This is a genomic window from Croceicoccus naphthovorans (assembly GCF_001028705.1).
GTDB lineage: Bacteria > Pseudomonadota > Alphaproteobacteria > Sphingomonadales > Sphingomonadaceae > Croceicoccus > Croceicoccus naphthovorans.
The window spans coordinates 77,557-93,165 of the sequence record NZ_CP011772.1; the positions used below are offsets into that span (position 1 = coordinate 77,557).

At 62.8% G+C, this 15,609-nt stretch carries 18 protein-coding genes; 7 read left to right on the forward strand and 11 right to left on the reverse strand.

Going from position 1 to position 15,609, the window contains the following annotated elements; all coding sequences use genetic code 11:
- Position 1: 1 nt before the first annotated feature.
- The gene (locus AB433_RS18990) at positions 2–2,344 is read right to left on the reverse strand and encodes a type IV secretion system DNA-binding domain-containing protein (RefSeq protein ID WP_047824653.1); all 2,343 of its coding nucleotides are present in this window, start codon (positions 2,342–2,344) and stop codon (positions 2–4) included.
- Entirely contained in the window at positions 2,331–2,621 is a 291-nt protein-coding gene (locus AB433_RS18995) for a ribbon-helix-helix protein, CopG family (RefSeq protein WP_037486438.1), read from the reverse strand. Before AB433_RS18995 ends, AB433_RS18990 begins: the two co-directional genes overlap by 14 nt.
- Positions 2,622–3,093: 472 nt before the next feature.
- Between AB433_RS18995 and AB433_RS19000 the strand changes: the two genes are divergently transcribed.
- Complete coding sequence (locus AB433_RS19000) at positions 3,094–3,321, forward strand: hypothetical protein (RefSeq protein ID WP_047824655.1); 228 nt, start codon at positions 3,094–3,096, stop codon at positions 3,319–3,321.
- 129 nt (positions 3,322–3,450) lie between these two features.
- Here the strand turns inward: AB433_RS19000 and AB433_RS19005 are convergent, their stop codons facing one another.
- Entirely contained in the window at positions 3,451–3,762 is a 312-nt protein-coding gene (locus tag AB433_RS19005; RefSeq protein ID WP_047824657.1) for a hypothetical protein, read from the reverse strand.
- 415 nt (positions 3,763–4,177) lie between these two features.
- Positions 4,178–5,221, reverse strand: a complete 1,044-nt coding sequence (locus tag AB433_RS19010; RefSeq protein WP_047824659.1) for a DUF2493 domain-containing protein — start codon at positions 5,219–5,221, stop codon at positions 4,178–4,180.
- Positions 5,222–5,973: 752 nt separating this feature from the next.
- Between AB433_RS19010 and AB433_RS19015 the strand changes: the two genes are divergently transcribed.
- Together AB433_RS19015 and AB433_RS19020 are read left to right on the forward strand one after the other, a co-directional pair.
- Positions 5,974–6,204, forward strand: coding sequence for a ribbon-helix-helix domain-containing protein (locus AB433_RS19015; RefSeq protein ID WP_260182012.1), 231 nt, complete (start codon positions 5,974–5,976; stop codon positions 6,202–6,204).
- A 52-nt stretch (positions 6,205–6,256) separates the two neighbouring features.
- Positions 6,257–6,532, forward strand: coding sequence for a hypothetical protein (locus tag AB433_RS19020; protein WP_047824663.1), 276 nt, complete (start codon positions 6,257–6,259; stop codon positions 6,530–6,532).
- A 53-nt stretch (positions 6,533–6,585) separates the two neighbouring features.
- Here the strand turns inward: AB433_RS19020 and AB433_RS19025 are convergent, their stop codons facing one another.
- A complete protein-coding gene (locus AB433_RS19025) occupies positions 6,586–7,083 on the reverse strand; it encodes a DUF4411 family protein (RefSeq protein WP_047824665.1) in 498 nt (165 codons plus the stop codon).
- A complete protein-coding gene (locus AB433_RS19030; RefSeq protein ID WP_047824667.1) occupies positions 7,080–8,234 on the reverse strand; it encodes an XRE family transcriptional regulator in 1,155 nt (384 codons plus the stop codon). The genes AB433_RS19025 and AB433_RS19030 overlap by 4 nt, the downstream gene beginning before the upstream one ends.
- Positions 8,235–8,570: 336 nt before the next feature.
- Between AB433_RS19030 and AB433_RS19035 the strand changes: the two genes are divergently transcribed.
- Positions 8,571–8,813 (forward strand): ribbon-helix-helix domain-containing protein, encoded by a 243-nt coding sequence (locus tag AB433_RS19035; RefSeq protein ID WP_047824669.1) that lies wholly within the window; start codon positions 8,571–8,573, stop codon positions 8,811–8,813.
- A gap of 33 nt (positions 8,814–8,846) precedes the next feature.
- Positions 8,847–9,269: a putative toxin-antitoxin system toxin component, PIN family gene (locus tag AB433_RS19040; RefSeq protein WP_047824671.1), complete on the forward strand. Its 423-nt coding sequence runs from the start codon at positions 8,847–8,849 to the stop codon at positions 9,267–9,269.
- 12 nt (positions 9,270–9,281) lie between these two features.
- Here AB433_RS19040 and AB433_RS19045 read toward each other — a convergent pair whose 3' ends face one another.
- Together AB433_RS19045 and AB433_RS19050 are read right to left on the reverse strand one after the other, a co-directional pair.
- Positions 9,282–9,854, reverse strand: a complete 573-nt coding sequence (locus AB433_RS19045; protein ID WP_047824673.1) for a hypothetical protein — start codon at positions 9,852–9,854, stop codon at positions 9,282–9,284.
- 455 nt (positions 9,855–10,309) lie between these two features.
- On the reverse strand, positions 10,310–10,645 hold the full coding sequence (locus AB433_RS19050; protein WP_047824674.1) for a single-stranded DNA-binding protein: 336 nt from the start codon (positions 10,643–10,645) through the stop codon (positions 10,310–10,312).
- Between the two features lie 1,016 nt (positions 10,646–11,661).
- On the opposite strand from AB433_RS19050, the gene AB433_RS19060 reads away from it, so the two are divergent.
- Positions 11,662–11,856 carry a hypothetical protein gene (locus AB433_RS19060; RefSeq protein WP_047824678.1) on the forward strand — a complete coding sequence of 65 codons (195 nt, stop codon included), beginning with the start codon at positions 11,662–11,664 and terminating at the stop codon, positions 11,854–11,856.
- Between the two features lie 181 nt (positions 11,857–12,037).
- Complete coding sequence (locus AB433_RS19065; protein ID WP_047824680.1) at positions 12,038–13,276, forward strand: DUF1173 domain-containing protein; 1,239 nt, start codon at positions 12,038–12,040, stop codon at positions 13,274–13,276.
- 7 nt (positions 13,277–13,283) lie between these two features.
- Here AB433_RS19065 and AB433_RS19070 read toward each other — a convergent pair whose 3' ends face one another.
- The 3 genes from AB433_RS19070 to AB433_RS19080 all read right to left on the reverse strand — a co-directional run bounded on the left by AB433_RS19070 (position 13,284) and on the right by AB433_RS19080 (position 15,197).
- Positions 13,284–13,799, reverse strand: coding sequence for a hypothetical protein (locus AB433_RS19070; protein WP_156170934.1), 516 nt, complete (start codon positions 13,797–13,799; stop codon positions 13,284–13,286).
- Positions 13,800–13,928: 129 nt separating this feature from the next.
- Complete coding sequence (locus AB433_RS19075; protein WP_047824684.1) at positions 13,929–14,369, reverse strand: hypothetical protein; 441 nt, start codon at positions 14,367–14,369, stop codon at positions 13,929–13,931.
- Positions 14,370–14,507: 138 nt separating this feature from the next.
- The gene (locus AB433_RS19080) at positions 14,508–15,197 is read right to left on the reverse strand and encodes a hypothetical protein (RefSeq protein ID WP_245626770.1); all 690 of its coding nucleotides are present in this window, start codon (positions 15,195–15,197) and stop codon (positions 14,508–14,510) included.
- Positions 15,198–15,609 lie beyond the last annotated feature (412 nt).

Sequence of the window (15,609 nt, forward strand, 5' to 3'; positions counted from 1 at the left end):
CCTACATCTCCATGCCGTCATCAGGCGCGATCTCGGGTTCATCGGTGCCTTTTGGCCCGCCCGCGGATCGCTCGATCCGGGTCTCCGGTTCAAGCGCTTCACCCAGCTCGCGCGCGTTCTGGTTCGCGCGCTGTCCTGCCGCTTTGGCAGCTGACTGTGTGATTGCTTTCGCCTCGCTTGGCGCATGGCGGGAATGGGTGTCGGCGACAGGCGAGGCGCTGCCCGCACGGAACGCCATTGTCGCTGCGATACGGACCGCTGGCGCGCCGCTCTCGGCGACAACCTGCGGCGGTTGAGGCTCTGCCTCATCATGCCCCGGCACCGCCGCAGCGGGCCTTGCCTGTTTCTCATCGGGCAGAATCAGATTTGCAGGTTGGAGCTCATCCCTGGTCTCCCGGCCACCCTTGTCTTCCGCACCGTCAGCCTCACCGCCAGCGGCATTCGAGAACTCGATCGGCTCGACATTCTCGCGCAGGACATAGCCATCGGCAACCTTGGGATAGTCCTTCCAGGCGAGTTTGATCCGAGCGGCGTCGAAGCCTTCGGGGAACACCACGAAGCCGCGCAGCGAGGGCAGCTTCATGATGTCGTCGGGGAGCACCAGAGGCTGGACTTCGGAGCGCGGAGTGATTGTCGCGGCGTCGCGGATGTTGGAATAACCGTAGCTGTAGGCTTCATCCATCATTCGCACTTCGCGGTGGCCAATATAGTCCGAGCAATGCTCGGCGGTGTCACGGTCGGCCGCGGCCAGGATGAGCTTGGTGCGCGCCAGCGAGGCGAGGTTCTGCGCGCCCTCCTTGCCGTAAGTCTCCGAGAGCTTGGCGAACGAATGGATGCCGAGCACGAAGGCGCCGCCGAAACCTCGTGCGGTCTGCAAACCGTCCTCGATTGCCGGCAGGCGGTGGAGCGCATGCACCTCGTCGAAGAAGAACCAGGTGCGCAGGTCCCGCGTGCGCGGCAGGCGCATCAGGGTATGGACCGCGAGGTTCATCCACAGCGACAGCAGCGCCCGGTTGAGCACCAGTTCGTTGTGCGAGGAGGTAATGAACAGGATCGAACCCGGCTTGTCCTCGACGCGAATCCAGTCACAGATCGAAAACGGCTCCTTGCCCTCAGGGAGGAAGCGCAGGGCCTGCGCGTTGGTGTTGAACACAGCCCGGATCGATTCCGCCATCTTGGCCGCCTCGGGCGCGGTCAGCGGATCGGCGACGGTGTTCTCGAGCATGTTGTGGACCGCCTTGAGGTCGGCCATCATGAGGCGGTTCGCGAGTGCCTGGTTGGTCGCCTGACCTTCCTTGATGAGCTTGATGCAGGATTCCACGAACAGCGTGCGCGCAGCGAGCATCCAGAAGGGTTCTGCGCCGCCGCCATCTGCGGGCAGCAGCGCCGCGGCGATGCCGGTAAAATCGGCGTGGTTTTTCGCTTCGCCGAACACCGACCAGGACGGACAACGCTCGTCCATCGGGTTGAGGATGATGTCGGTTTCCGGGTTGTAGAAGGTCTCGACGTAGGCGCCAGTGAGGTCGAAAACGACAGCCCGGTCGCGCCGCACCCGCATCTGCGCGATAAGTGCGCGCATCTGGGTTGTCTTGCCGGTACCGGTCGAGCCGATCATCATCGTGTGCGACTGTTCGGTGCGCCAGGGGAAGGGGATACCTGCCATCGAATAGACATGATGTATTCCCGCCGCCTTGCGGTCTTCGAGGCTCATTGCCATCACCTGATCGAAGCTCTTGCCGGGCAGTTTCTCGGCGATCTCCTGGTCCAAAAGCGCGCGGTTGTGGGCGTTGATGACACTGGCGAGCTCTGCCCCATCGACCAGCATCGCGCCGCGTTGATGTCGCTCCTCGAGGATCGACTTTCCGCGCCGCTTCGAGAAGTCGACGAACCAGACCGCGAGCGGGACGGCGACGAACAGCGAGATGAACAGCGAACCCCAAATGGCGTGCATGAGCTTGTTCCAGGCGATCACCACATCGGGGTGCGAGGCCACCATCGAAATCGGTGCCGGGATCACTTCGCCCGATGGCACGGTAAGGTTGATCACCTTGCTCGGCGAGAACTCCATAAAGGCCCAACCGGCGGCATAGGTCCGCATCAGGATCATCTCGATTTCGTGTTCGTGAAGCCGCAGCGCGAGGACCACCGAGAGCACGAACAGGAAGGTGAAGAACCAGACCAGGAAGGGCAGCCGGGCAGAGGCAAACCACATCAGGAATTCATGAGTGATGAGCTGCGAGCCGCGGGTGAAATCACCGGCATTGCGCGGCATGGTTCCGCGCGCCGAATGGTGCTGCAACTTGCCCGGTCGAGCGCGGTCGGACCAGGTGTCAGGCCCCGCCATGGAAGACCTCCATGCGCCGCTCGGCTTCGGTCAGGAGTTCATCGTGCACCTCGGGATATTCGCGCTGGACCATGAGGTCGAGCGCGAGGAAGGTATACTCGGCCGAGAACTGCCGCCGACGATCTTGTTCGGACGAACCGGAAAGGTCGTCAAGGAAACGCTCGATGGCGATTCGCAGGAGCTTGGATCGGGAGATATTGCGCGAGGCCGCAGCGGCATTGGCCGCCTCGGCAACCGATCCGGGAAGCCGGACCGAAATCAGGACTGTTTCTGTCATCACCAAACCCTTCGAAAAGGGCCCGGTGGGGATTGCGCCTGGATGTTTTAGGCCATCGTCGATGGCTTGGCAAGGGAAGGGAAGGCCGACGCCTGCCGTATTCGAGTGTATTACGCCCTAAATGGCGCATTTGCGTTGTCTGCATTTGTGTTCATCAATTTGCACACTTTGTGATACACGGAGACGATTGCTGTATACGCGCGCAATTCCGCCAAATCGTCTAACGGCTCTGCCGTGTACGGTCTGCTACTCTTCCAATCAATCCCACCCAAGCCGTTGCTCGCGGAGTCATCTGGATTTCCGGTGATATGGCGAAGGGCCTTCAAGGCAAGATATGGCGCTGACGCCGATGCATTTTACTTTGCCAATTGGTCATGAATTTGCGCCTGGCGATGCGTGAAGGCTTGCAAAGAGCGCATGTCCAGGCAAGGCTTACGGCCGGGAGGTTTCAGCACCACCCAGGAGTATCATCATGGCCAGAAGAGGAAGCCTTGAAGCCGAACGTCGAGCCATCGCCAAGGATCGCGACGCGCTCGCAGCGCGTGAAGCGAAGCTGCGCGATAACGAGCAGAAATCGAGCATCGAACTGATGCGCAAAAGCCCGCTTGGCAAGGCGCCGTTCGAGCGGGTCGAAGCGTTCTTTGCAATGCTCGGCAAGCTCGGGCTCGACGAGGCGGAAAAGCGCTTGTCGGCAAGCTGAAACCGGTCTCGGCAAGAGACCAGCGCCGCCGGGTATTAGACATGCCCGGCGGCGCTTTTGCATCATGCAAAAAGAACAGGCCGGAGAGACCCACATCGGATCCCTCCGGCCCGTTTGAATGATGGCGCGTCAGAACGGACAGTCATCGTCCCAGTCGGCGTCCATCAGCACGCTCATGAAGCTGGCGGCGCGGGCAATGTTGTCTTCGTCGAAGTCGTCGGCCATCTGACCCTGGACCGTATGGACGATCCGGTCGATGAGGTGGATCGGCAGCGCGTTGTAGTCGCCTTCCTCGACAACCCGGAACGAGCCGTCTTCGTCCTCGATCACGTGACAGTCGAAGAAGCTGTGCGCGGCGCGCATTGTCGCGGTGCGAATGGCGGCGTCGTAGCCAAAGCGATCGAACTCGGGAATGTCGAAACGGGAAACGAGAGCGTTCATGAAAACCTCCTATTGAGAGCACTTGAAAAGAGGTCTCGAGGCAGGATGATCGCGCTTGGCGCGGGTCACAGAACGGGCCGCAGGGCCGCCGCGTGAGCGGGGGTGGGGGAGCCGATTTTTTCGCGAGCCAAGGCGCAGCCGCAGGACGCGCAAAAAATTGGGGGAACCGCCCTTCTTGACGCGGGCCAATGGCGGTCATCACGCTTGGCAAATCTGCGAGAAGGAATACCCCCTATCCATCCCGCCCGGCCGATGAGAGCCATGCCGTGCCGCCAGCAGGCCATCGGCCGTCACTGGCGGGGTCAGCATGCGAGCGAGCCGGGCATGGGAGTGCGCAATCGACAGCAAAAATGGGCATCCGGCGGTGAGACCGGACACCCCTTTTGCGAGAACCGTGGATGCAAGTCCTGGCCGCTCAGAATGGCGGGAGATCGTCCCCATTGGCGGCGCGCCTTGCTGCTTGCGGGCCGGCTTGCGCTTCAGCCTTCGCCTGGCGCTGTACGGGTCCATTATCGGCGCCCGCTTCGCGCACGATGTGCATGGGAATGCGTGCCTCGCGCAACCGGTCAGCAAGGTTCGCCTGAATGCCACCGCCGCTGCACACGATCGCTTCGACCGGCTTGAACGCAAGCATCCTTGCATTGCGCTGATAGGGTGCGGAAGCCCCGCGCGATGCATCGGGCTTGCACAGGATCACCGGCACGCCCTGGCGCGATGCCCAGGAGGCAGCGATGACATCGGCGCCCTTGTTCTGCGCGGTGGTTGCCAGCACCATCGAGGGAATGCGTTCGCGCACGGCATCGAGGTAATCGTGCACCTGGCCAATGTCGGTAAATTGCTGCCCGCCCGAGAACACCACGACCGGTCCCGAAGGAGCGAACTGCTCACGGCGTTGTGCGCGCTGCGATGCGAGATAATCGCGCGCTTCGATCATCGATGCGTTGTTTTTCATCGAGACCCGCGACCCGCGCACCGGCGAGAAGGGACGGCCGGTTTCGACAAGATAGATCGAGGCGGCATGATCGCGCATGCACTCCATCGCGTCGCGGCACTCGGCGAGGCTCCTGGCCTGCATGGTGAGGTCCTCGACGTCGGTGGCGTAGACTTCGCTCGGATCGTATTCGCGCAGCTTCTCCTGAAGCTTTCTCGCCATGGCATCCTCGCGGTCATCGAGGCGCTTGGCCACCACGTGGAAGCTGTTGGCGACGCCCCAGGCGACTTCGCTTGCGAAGTCCTCCATGCGGGTGTCGCGAAACAGGTCGAAAACCGTTGCCAGCATCATCTCGATCGCAGCCTGCGCGATATCGGGATCGGGCATTTCGGCCGAGCTCGGTTCGTCGGCGACCGAAAGTCGGGAAAGTTCGGTCTGCTCCATGAAGGCCCGGGCATAGTCGGGCGTCTGGACCTCACGCGCATAGTGCTCGGCAAGGTCGGAAAAGTTCGAGAAACGAGTGGTCATGATATCCTCCGAAGGATCTGTCTCTCTCATCACCGCGATGAAAGATGAGCCTTGAAGGACGCCGGAGTCAGGCCGTCACAGGACGGCGTTGCCGCAGGCCACGCCGCCGCGCCAAGCGGGCGTGGGGGGAGCCGATTATTGTCCGTCAAGGCGAAGCCGCAGCACGGTCAATAATCGGGGGGCACCCGCGATCCTTGATGGTCGCCAGCTCCCAGGCGTCATGCTTTGGCGATGCCGATTTCGCTCGGCCACGGAGATGAGAGAGTTGAAAAGGTTTTGCCCCCGAACCGCGCGAGCCCGGAGGGGGAGGGCGCGTTCGGGGTGAACAGCAAAACACCGCACCGACTGCGACCCGCTCTTGAGGCCTCCCACAGGGCACCTTTGTGCCCGCTCGAGGGAGGCCGGCGGGATCGCCCTGGACAGCGCCGACGACGGCGCGGCCAGCAACCAATAGCGGACCCCTTGCCGGAGCAAGTCCGTCGTCCCGCGGGGCCCGTGCCTGCCACGGGTGCGGGACGGCGACGGTGCCGGAGGCAAGAGTGCCGGCGGCCCAATTCCGGAAGCACCGCACCCGCAGGAGCGCGGCTGCAAGGCGCGCGGGATCGAGTGCGGCAATCTTGACAGGGCCGCTCCTTCTGAAATCGATCGCGAACGCGTGGGGAGAAATCCGTCATCACCAGTTTGCAAGTGCGTTACGCATTGCAGGCTCGCCAAACACGGGGGCGGCGCGCTAGATTGCCGGGATGGTGAAGATGACGATTTACGTACCGCCGGAATTGATGGCGTTCGCTCAGGGCGAGGTATCGGCGCGCGGCATGGGCACGGTCAACGACTATGTGTGCGAACTGATCCGCAAGGATCGAGACCGGGTGAACCTGCGCGATTTGCTGATGGAAGGGGCCACATCAGCGTTTGGCACTCCCGCTGATGCGAAATATTTTGACGGCTTTCGCTCTCGCGTCACGGGCAGCGCAGCTTCGTAAGAGCATGGGTCGGCAAGGACGCCTTTTGAATTGATCGATTGGGAATTGGGTCATGGAATTTGACGACCAGATGCGGCGGTTCTTCGGGACTGACGACCTTGCCAACGTATCCGCTGAAGGGATGGCAAGCGGCATCGAACGCATGCAGGTCGAGTTCGGGTTGGAGACCGACAAGGGGCGCAGGTTCGCCATGTGGTCGCTGCTCTACATGCTGGGCTCGGCACCCGACCTCGATGTCGCGTTCAAGGATCCGCTGGACCGCGATGCGGCGCGCACTTTCATGGATTTGCTCGATCAGGCCAACAGCGCTGAAGACAGCCGCTTATAGGTCCTGAGGAGGTAGGTATCAGTCTGCGACGCAAGCTACTCTAATCGTCAAATCTACGCGGCTGCGCCAAGGACGAAGCGGGCACGCTCACGACGCAGCATCTCGTATGGCGAAACGCAGGTTATCCCGAGTGCGATACAGGCATTTGGAATTTTGATCTTGCGGACCGACTCCGAAGGTACTTCATGGGTCACCACAATAGATTCGTGGGCCTTTGCATGGGCGACAAGCCAATAGTCTGCGACCTGGAGGAAGGTCGCGATCGCAGCTGGTTCGTAGTTCTGGCCCGTGGCCCAGGCAGAAACTTCACCCAAGGCAGGCAAAACCACATCATCCGGGGCGAGAAAGAACGGTCGGCCACGCTCGGTCGCCCAGTCGGCAAGTTCGTCGCCAGCGCCTACCAATTCGTCGCTGACTTTTTCGATGCTTGCGACAACGCCCGCCTGATTTTGTTCGACAAGCCAGTCCCAGAAGGCCGGACAGAAATCGAAGCCGTAGTGAAGGTTCTTGCCCTGGATGAAGACGTTGGCGTCCAGCAGGTAGCGGCTCAAGGCAACACCCCCACTTCGTGGCCGATATTGTTGAACGTCTCGGTCTTGGCGACACCCAGCATACGAAAGGCATCGCGATAAAGGGTCTGTCCCTCAAGTGTGCTTTCAACGAGCGCACGCGCAAAGCGCCGACTGACGCGCGAAAGGGTCGTGCGATAGAAATCCCCGCCGCCCCCACCACGCTCCGCAATGGCGCGTAACCGCGCCCGCTCTGCCGCCCAGGCTGCATCGAAGGCTTCCCTCGTCAACCAATTGGCATCAAGCAGGCGTCGCAGGATTACCAAACTACTGACCTTGTAACGACGGGTAAGACGGGAGATCGCACTTTCGAGAGGTTCGTCGGCAATCAGATTCTGGCGCAGGGCAGCCAGCGGAACGAGCAGTTCGGCTGCCACAGCATTGCACCAGACTTCCTCTCGCCGAAATCCAGCAACTGGCGCAGCACTGGCATTGGAGATGCCAGACGCCCCAAGCCACAGGTGCGCCAACTCATGAGCAAGCGTGAACATCTGCGCAGATTTGCTGTCCGAGCCGTTGATGAAAACTAGCGGCGCCTGAGGATCGACGAGAGCAAAGCCCCGGAATTCCTCAGGATCGAGTCGCCGACTGTTGTTGCTGAGAACGACCCCGCTGACCATGACCAAGACGCCGATGCTATCCGCGTGCCCGATGAACAACCGCAATGCGTCTTCCCAGGTTCGGCAAGCCGCTCGTGCTTCAAGATCAAACGACAAGGCTTCTGCCATGCGCGCCGCGACCGCAACGGGTCGTTCATTCAGCGTGGCGCTACCAACGAACGCCAGTTCGGGCAGGCGCACCGCACGGGCATAATCCTTGAACCAACCCTGCCGTTCCTGGCACGCGTAGACCATGTCGATGAGGTTCGGGCTCGGGCGGTGAACACCGCGACCGTCCACAGTCCGAAAATCCGGAATTGGAAGTTCTTCCTGCGGGGGAGCAGGCAAGAAGAGGTAGCCCACCGGCACGTGTACGGCATTAGCGAAGGACTGTAGCTGCTTGATCGTGGGTTGAGCTTCGCCAGCTTCCCACAATGCCAATTTGGGGAAACGATGATCCAGATCCTCTATGCTCAAGCCAGCACGCTCACGGGCCCACGTGAAGAGATCTGGATGAATTGCCGCCCTGGTCATGTGAATTCGTGCAATCGTCGCTCAATCCGAGTTCGTCGACGTAATGCGACGGATTGGACTCGCAGCACAAGCGCCGATTTCAAACTGAAGATCCGAAGGGGCTGTAAGCTGCAAAGATTAGAACCGCGGCACTTCTACTTGGCGGAATGTCCGTCAAGATTGATAACAAAGATTATGTTAAATATTATCAATGGGTTAGATGCTTTTCTGTGATGTTTCGCTGCGAGCCCGCACACGCTTTCTGAGACCATCCAGTGGTACTCGTCCGGCGGACATATCATTTTGCGCTTAAGCGCTTATCCTGTTATACGCCTATCCAATCAAAAGGACCAAACCATGGGTGAAGAAGTCACACGATGGACCGTCAATGTCGATAGCCGCACGGATATCGACCTGCGCACATACCTTGCCCAGCGCGGCATGAAGAAGGGCGACTTGTCGAAGTTCATCGAAGATGCCGTGAAATGGCGCCTGTTCGATCTCACGGTCAACGAGGCCCGATCAGCCTTTGCGGGTACCGACCCCGCAGAACTCGACGCCCTGATCGACGAGGCCGTGGCGGCCGCGCGCTCCAACTGATCCTCAGCGACCTGATCGCCTGGAACCACCAGATTGCGCATCATCATCGATACCAACGTTCTGGTGAGCGCACTGCTGTCCGAAAGCGCGCCGCCTGGCCAGTTGCTGGCTCATTGGCGGCAAGCACGCTTCCGGCTGCTCTCCTGCGCCGATCAGCTCGAAGAATTGCGGCGGGTCACTCGATATCCGAAGATTTGCGCACGCCTTTCCCCTGCCCTGGCCGGGCGGCTCGTCAATGAGCTGAGCGGGCTTGCGGAAATGATCGAAAACCTGCCGAGCGTTGACGTCTCACGCGATCCCTGGGACAACTACTTGCTGGCAATGGCGCAAGTCGGTGAAGCAGATTACCTCGTGACGGGCGACAAGGCGGACCTACTGAGTCTGCAACGCCATGGGCGAGCGCACATCGTAACAGTGCGAGACCTTCTTGGCCTTTTGGGTCAGGTACTTGGTTGAACGGGTCAGGCGTTAAGCCGCAAACAGCTCGCCCTGGCGCGGCATTCGCGATGCCGAAACCGCCGACACTGCTGCAGGCTTGCGCAACAGCCGTAGCACGGCGGGCTTGACCACATAGACCGCATGGCGCCCGCCGCCGCGGTTCTTGTGGTTGGTGGCATAGCCCGCGTAGTGGCGCGTGACGAGCCCGGCGCGCACGAGATCAGACGTCGCCCGGCTGACATTGGCACGGCCGACCGAGAGCACCTGTTCCTCCACGGCGGCCTCGATATGCGGTTCGTCGATCTCGGGCCTGCCGGTGAGCTCGTCCTTGAGACCCGCCTCGACGCGCTCGCGCAGCGCCGCGCGTCGCGCAGGCTGCTCGCTCATCGGCAGGAGCTGGGTGCAGAGCCAGTCGCGCAGCAGGGCCGGCTCCCCTTCCCCTGCGCCAGGCGAACTGGCCACGAAGGGACCGGCCTGCCCTCGCCCGTCGGCGATTTCCGCGATGAGTTGAAGAACCAGGAAGGCATAGCGCGGCCGGTTCGATGCCTCGGCCAGGACCGCGTAGATGCCTCCGACGCCTGAGATCTGTGCCTGTCGTTCCATGGATCAGTATTGAGCACAAAACGTGAATCCTGTGAATCCCCTTTGACCCGAAAGATGTCGTTTGTCGCTTGTGACACTTTGCCCGGGGCTTCGCAGGATGCCCGGATTAGCCCTCCCGGTTTCACCCATTCGCATCGCCGATCATAGCCAGAAATGCCTCACAAAGGGCCTATCGGTCAGAAATGTCACCCAGCCCTCTGCAAGGCTGCCACTCCATCTCCCGGCAAAGTGTCACGAATGACAGCGCCGGGCTCGCAAGGGCCGCTGGCCAAGAAAAAGGGGGCCAGCTTGCGCCAGCCCCCGTCAAAAGTTTGGGAGAGGATGCCTGAAAGGCAGCGCCAATATGGGTTGCTCCCTGCAATGCTGCAAGTGCGAAAACATCGCGCGGCGTTGACTATTGCGCACAGGGGTGAAGCGGCGCTGCCCGATGGACAGCGCCGCCTCCCGGCCTGGCGTCAGAGGAACAGGACCTCCTCGGCGACGATTTCGACCGCGTAGCGCTCGATGCCTTCCTTGTCGGTCCACTTCGAGTAGTGGAGGCGGCCCTGGACTTCGACCAGATCGCCCTTCTGCTTGTGCCTGGCGACCGAGGCCCCGAGCCCGTTGAAAGCGGTGATGCGGTGGAATTCTGCGAGGGTTTCGGTGTAGCCCGCTTCGTTCTTGACCGTCTTGCCATCGACCAGCTTCGGGCGATCGGTGACCAGCGTGAAGCCGGTGATTTCGGTCTCGCCGGCACGGCGGGTTTCGGGCTGGCTGGCGATGCGGCCGATCAGAATGACGAGGTTCTTCATGGGTTTTCTCCTGCTTGAATTCGGCGGAACCGCCCGCCGATGAACGCGATCGGCGGCGCGCAAAGGCCCGGGCTGCACCGAGCGCCAAGCTTCGCGCAGGCGTGAGGGAAACCGGCAAAAGCGAGGAGTGGTGCGGCAAGCCCGCAGGGCTTCACGGTCCGCTGCTTTTCCGGTTGCCGGCCGGGACGGGCGCCGCAGGGTTCATCGGCTGGCAAAGGGCGGTTTGCGCCAGTTCAGGCATGTTGGAGGTCGGACATGGAGCTTCGTTCCGGATCGGGCACGTTCGTGCCTGCCCTGCCCCCCAAGAGGACAGGATGAATCACTGCTACACGGTCGTGCGGCTCAAACTGGCGAGGCGCGCGGGACAAGAGTTCGGGGAGGGTCCAACCCTGATCGCGTTCCACCGACCATTCACGGCCAGCCAGGGGATGTCGTTTCCAGGGACCGAAGCGGTCTGGTCAAAGGTCCAGCCTGCCGACAAATCGACAGCGGAACCGTGCGAAGAATCATGACGCCGTGATGGAAGTCGCAGGAGTCAGCTCCATGATGCCAGTGGCGGCGGCAATGCCTTCGGACAGCACCGCTGCTGCAAGCAAGCCCCCTACCCCGCGTTCAACCAACCAGACAGCATTCCACGTCTGCCCCACGCCCCCTGGCCCCGATCGTCACCCGAAGGGCCGGCATCCATGCCGGCGAGCTTGGGCGGGCGGCGGCGCGCCAGCGTCGACGCGCGCCCTAGCGAGTAGAGCGGGTTGCCCCAAGCCCGCGCGGGGCGCGGGCGCCGGGGTGCCCCTCCCCCTGCCCTGTCTCGATCCGCATCCACGACATCAGCAGCCTGACCGCATGACCCTCCCCTTCGCATTCCGCCCCAGCGGAACCGCTGCACCGCAGGACACCAGAGAATCGTCCGGAGCGTCAGGCTCGACGCCCTGGCGGGCACAGGATAGATTGCCGCGGAGCGGAAAGGACCCCTCGGGGCCGATTCTCGGCACTGAACCCCGACAGGAACGAGACAGATGGCAAACGATCCTCCCATGCCCAGCGCGCTGCAGGTCGCCGAGGCCGTAGCCAAGGTGCTCGGCACAAAGCTCGCCGACCTCTCGGCGGAGCGTATCGACCTCGATCGCGAGGAAGCCGCGCTGTGTCTCGGCCTCGCCGAAGGCGTGATCGAAAGCCTCAAGGCAGAAGGCGACCACGCGGAAAGCGCGTAAGCCGGAAATCGTCCAGCCCCTCAATGTCACTGCCGCAGGCAGGGTTCAGCGGGCTTGCCCCCCGGCAAGGGCAGGCATAGATTGAACCGGCAGGTCCATGCCGGGACTGCACAATCAACAAAGGAGATGCGCGAGAGGTCGAACGGGCAGCGTCGATCGCGAGGAATTGGAGAACCAACCCATGATCCAGCGATACCGTGTGCTCGGGCAAGTCGTCCCCGAGGGAGAACGCCTGCAGCCCCTTCTGGCCGAAGCCTATGCGCGCAAGCTGCCGGTCCTTTGCGAATGCCGGCCCGGATGCGAGCTTCCGCTCTATATAGCCCATCGCAATGAGCGCTACGTGCTCGCGCGCTGGCCCGGATCGGGCGCGCGCCATGCGACCGCCTGCGATCATTACGAGGCCCCCGATCACCTCACCGGCATGGGCCAGGTGCGCGGCAGCGCGGTGATCGACGATGAGGAATCCGGCGAGACCAGCCTCAAGCTCGGCTTCCCGCTCTCGCGCGGCGCTGCAAGGCTCGCGCCCGCCGCGCTCACCAACGACAAGCCGACGGTCAAATCGAGCGGCCAGAAGCTTACCATGCGCGGGCTGCTCCACGTGCTGTGGGACCGGGCCGAACTCACGCATTGGCACCCGAAGATGGCGGGCAAGCGCAGCTGGTTCGTGGTGCGCCGCGCGCTGATCGAAGCCGCCGCTGCCTGCAAGGCGAAGCAGGAGGCCCTGCCCCATATGCTGTTCGTGCCCGAGACTTTCCGGCTCGAAGACAAAGAGGATATCCGTGCCCGCCGCCGCGCGGCGCTCGAACGGGTCTATCGTTCGAAGAGCGACATGATGGTGGTGATCGGAGAGATCAAAGAGATCGTGCCTGCCCATGGCGCCGAGCGCATCGTCCTGCGCCATGTCGGCGACATGCCCTTCGTCATGGACCCCGACATGGTCCGGCGCTTCCACAAGCGGTTCGCGGGCGAACTGGCGCTGTGGCAGGCGCAGGACAGCGCGAGGGGCAACGATGGCCACCTCGTCATCGCCGGGTCGTTCGCGCGGCGCCGTCAGGGCACATTCGATCTGATCGAGGTCGCGCTGATGCCGGTCACCGGCGAATGGATACCGTACGAGACCAGCGACGAGCGCTACCTCATTGCCCGCGCGGTCGCTGACAAGCGGCGGTTCGTGAAAGGCCTGCGCGTCAATCTCGATGCCAAAACGCCGATCGCAAGCCTGGTACTCAAGGACACCGGCGAACAGGCGACCGCGATCCATATCCACGACTGCGACCACGAGGCCGGCGAACCGCTCGAAGCACTGCTCGCGAGCGAGGGCGTGACCCATGTGTTCTGGAAAGAGGGCGAAGCCCTGCCCCCGCGCGTGGCCAAGCCACACCGGGATCCAGCGCCAAGGCAGGAGCAAGCGCTCACCTGAGGCGCGATCAGTCGGGCTTGTCGCCAGGTCCGCGGCGAGGATGCAGGTCGAAGCGGCGAGCACCGCGCGGCGCGGCCCGCAGGGCGGCAAGCCGGGCTCTGACCCGGGCGGGATCGACAAGAACCTCAATTCGGTCGAGGCTGACGATGGTCCAGACCGCCTCGCCCGGATGTCCGTCCATCTGCATCGACCAGGCCAGCGGCAGCTTGTCGGGATAGAGCCAGAGCAGCAGCAACGGCAGCGCCGCAAGGTTGGGCGCGCCGTCCTCGTCGGCAATGACAAGCTCGCCCGCGACGTGATCGTAACGGGCATTGAGGCCGAGCGGCATCGGGTGGCCGACGATCCCGAGGATCGTGTCGCGCGCCTGCGGGCCAAACAGGCCATCGAGCTCGGGGCCCGGCTCAGCGGCGGGATCACTGGCATGATCATGGAGGAAGACAAGCACGGCGACGAAGCGCGCAGCTTCCTCGCGCGTGCAGGCAAGCTCGAGCGTGAGCCGGACAGGAGGCATGGCAGATGTCATCGGGAATTGGCCGCACGGTCCCCTGCCCCGCCGCCGGAGGCGCGGGAGCGAACGGACACAGCGAACCGGATGGGAAGGCATGCGGCGGCGCGGTCGCGCCAGCCGCCACGGGTCGGCAGCGCGTGCCGGTCAGGCGATGACCAGCGGCGGGACCGTGATCTCGGCGCGCGCCATCGCGCGCTTCAGCTCGCGCAGCCGCGTGAAGCTGTTGATCCAGGACGGCGGGAAGAGGAGGTATTCATCCTCGCTCGCCGTGTAATCGCGCATGGGCCCCGATCCGTCGAAGACGACAATCTCGGGCAGGAATGCGCCGAGGCATCCTCCCGACCAGCGGCGGAACACGAGGCCGTGCCGGACGCAGAAATCGTCGATCTCGGGAAGCTGCCCGCCGTTGAGCTCGGTGCCGTAAAGCTCGAGCGGTTCGCCCGCGACGATCGCCGCCGGATCGAACGGCTCGCCGTCCCATTCGACGCGCAGGTCATAGCTGTCGGCAATGCCTGCGAATTCGGCAAGGGCATCGCGCGGCATCGTGCCGCCGATGGTGATGTGAACTGGCGCTCTGTCGCCCATGACCGGGTCCTTTCACGTTCGGTTGATCCGATCGTGAAGACCCCCCTCCCCCTCCATTGACCGGTTCAGCGCCAGCATGGACGAATGCCCGGCCGCTCCGGCGTGCAGCGCCAGCCGCAGGACACGGCACCCGGATGTTCAGTGCTGCGTGACGGGGGCCAGATGCATGTCCGTGTCGAGCTTCAAAGCCTGGTGCCAGATCGCGGTCTTGAAGTAGTGCACCTGGCGCTCAAATCCCTCGCCCGTGCGCACCTCTTCGAGCAGGCCCATCCAGCATAGCCGGCGCAGCACATGAATGTGCAGGGCCGCCCTGGTGCGAACCGCGTCAAGCAGGCCATCCGACTTCTCGGGGCCATAAAGCACCTCGCACAAGCGATCCTTGCTCAATCCGTCCTGCGCCTCGACATTGATGACATTGAGGAAGATATCCCAGTTACCAAACGGACGGTCGCCAAAGCGTGTGTAACCGGTGTGGTCAGTGGCAAACAGGAACTGCCGGGCAAGCAGTGCCCACAATTCGGCAGGGTCGGAGCGCAATTGCCGGGCGAGCCGGGTCATGTGCAAAGCGCGCTGCCTGTGCCGCGCCAGCCTGGCGCTCAGCAGCAGCTCGTGCATGATGGCCAGCGGCGGGAAATCGTCTTCATTGAGGACCTTGTTGACGGCGTAGAGGTCTTCGGCCGTGTACCCCGGCCATGCGATCGCTTCGGCTGCCCATTCGACGAAATAGCGCTTGAGGGCGCGCGATGGCGTGAGGCCGATAGGGCCGTTGGCATCAATATAGTCGAGGGTCAGGCGCACTGCCTGCAGCATCGGTGACAGGCGCTTCAAGGCCGAAGGATCGGTGGGCTGGTGGAGTGGAATCATTCGAGGGGTTATCAGAGAATTTGTGGCGGATGGGAATGCAGGTTCCGCCGACCAAGCTGCCATCCCCAGGCTGGGAGCCGTCCGCCAGAAATTGCCATACATTCAAACGCTTGCCGGTGACGGCAACGGGCCGTGTGTGGACGGCCCTCCGTTGGCAAGGGATTTCGGGAGTTCTGCATTTCGCTGGTTGAGGCGGCCATGTGTTCGGCCTTTCGATGCGGCTTTGTCATGCGCCGCTGGCCATGATGCCTTTCGCGCGAACCGGGTCCCGACCTATAGCTCGCGCTCGAAGCGCCACGGCCCAAAATGGGTTTTCCCGATCCGGCGGTTTCAACCGGCTTGGTGCATCAACTCCTCTTTGCCCTTTCCAACATCG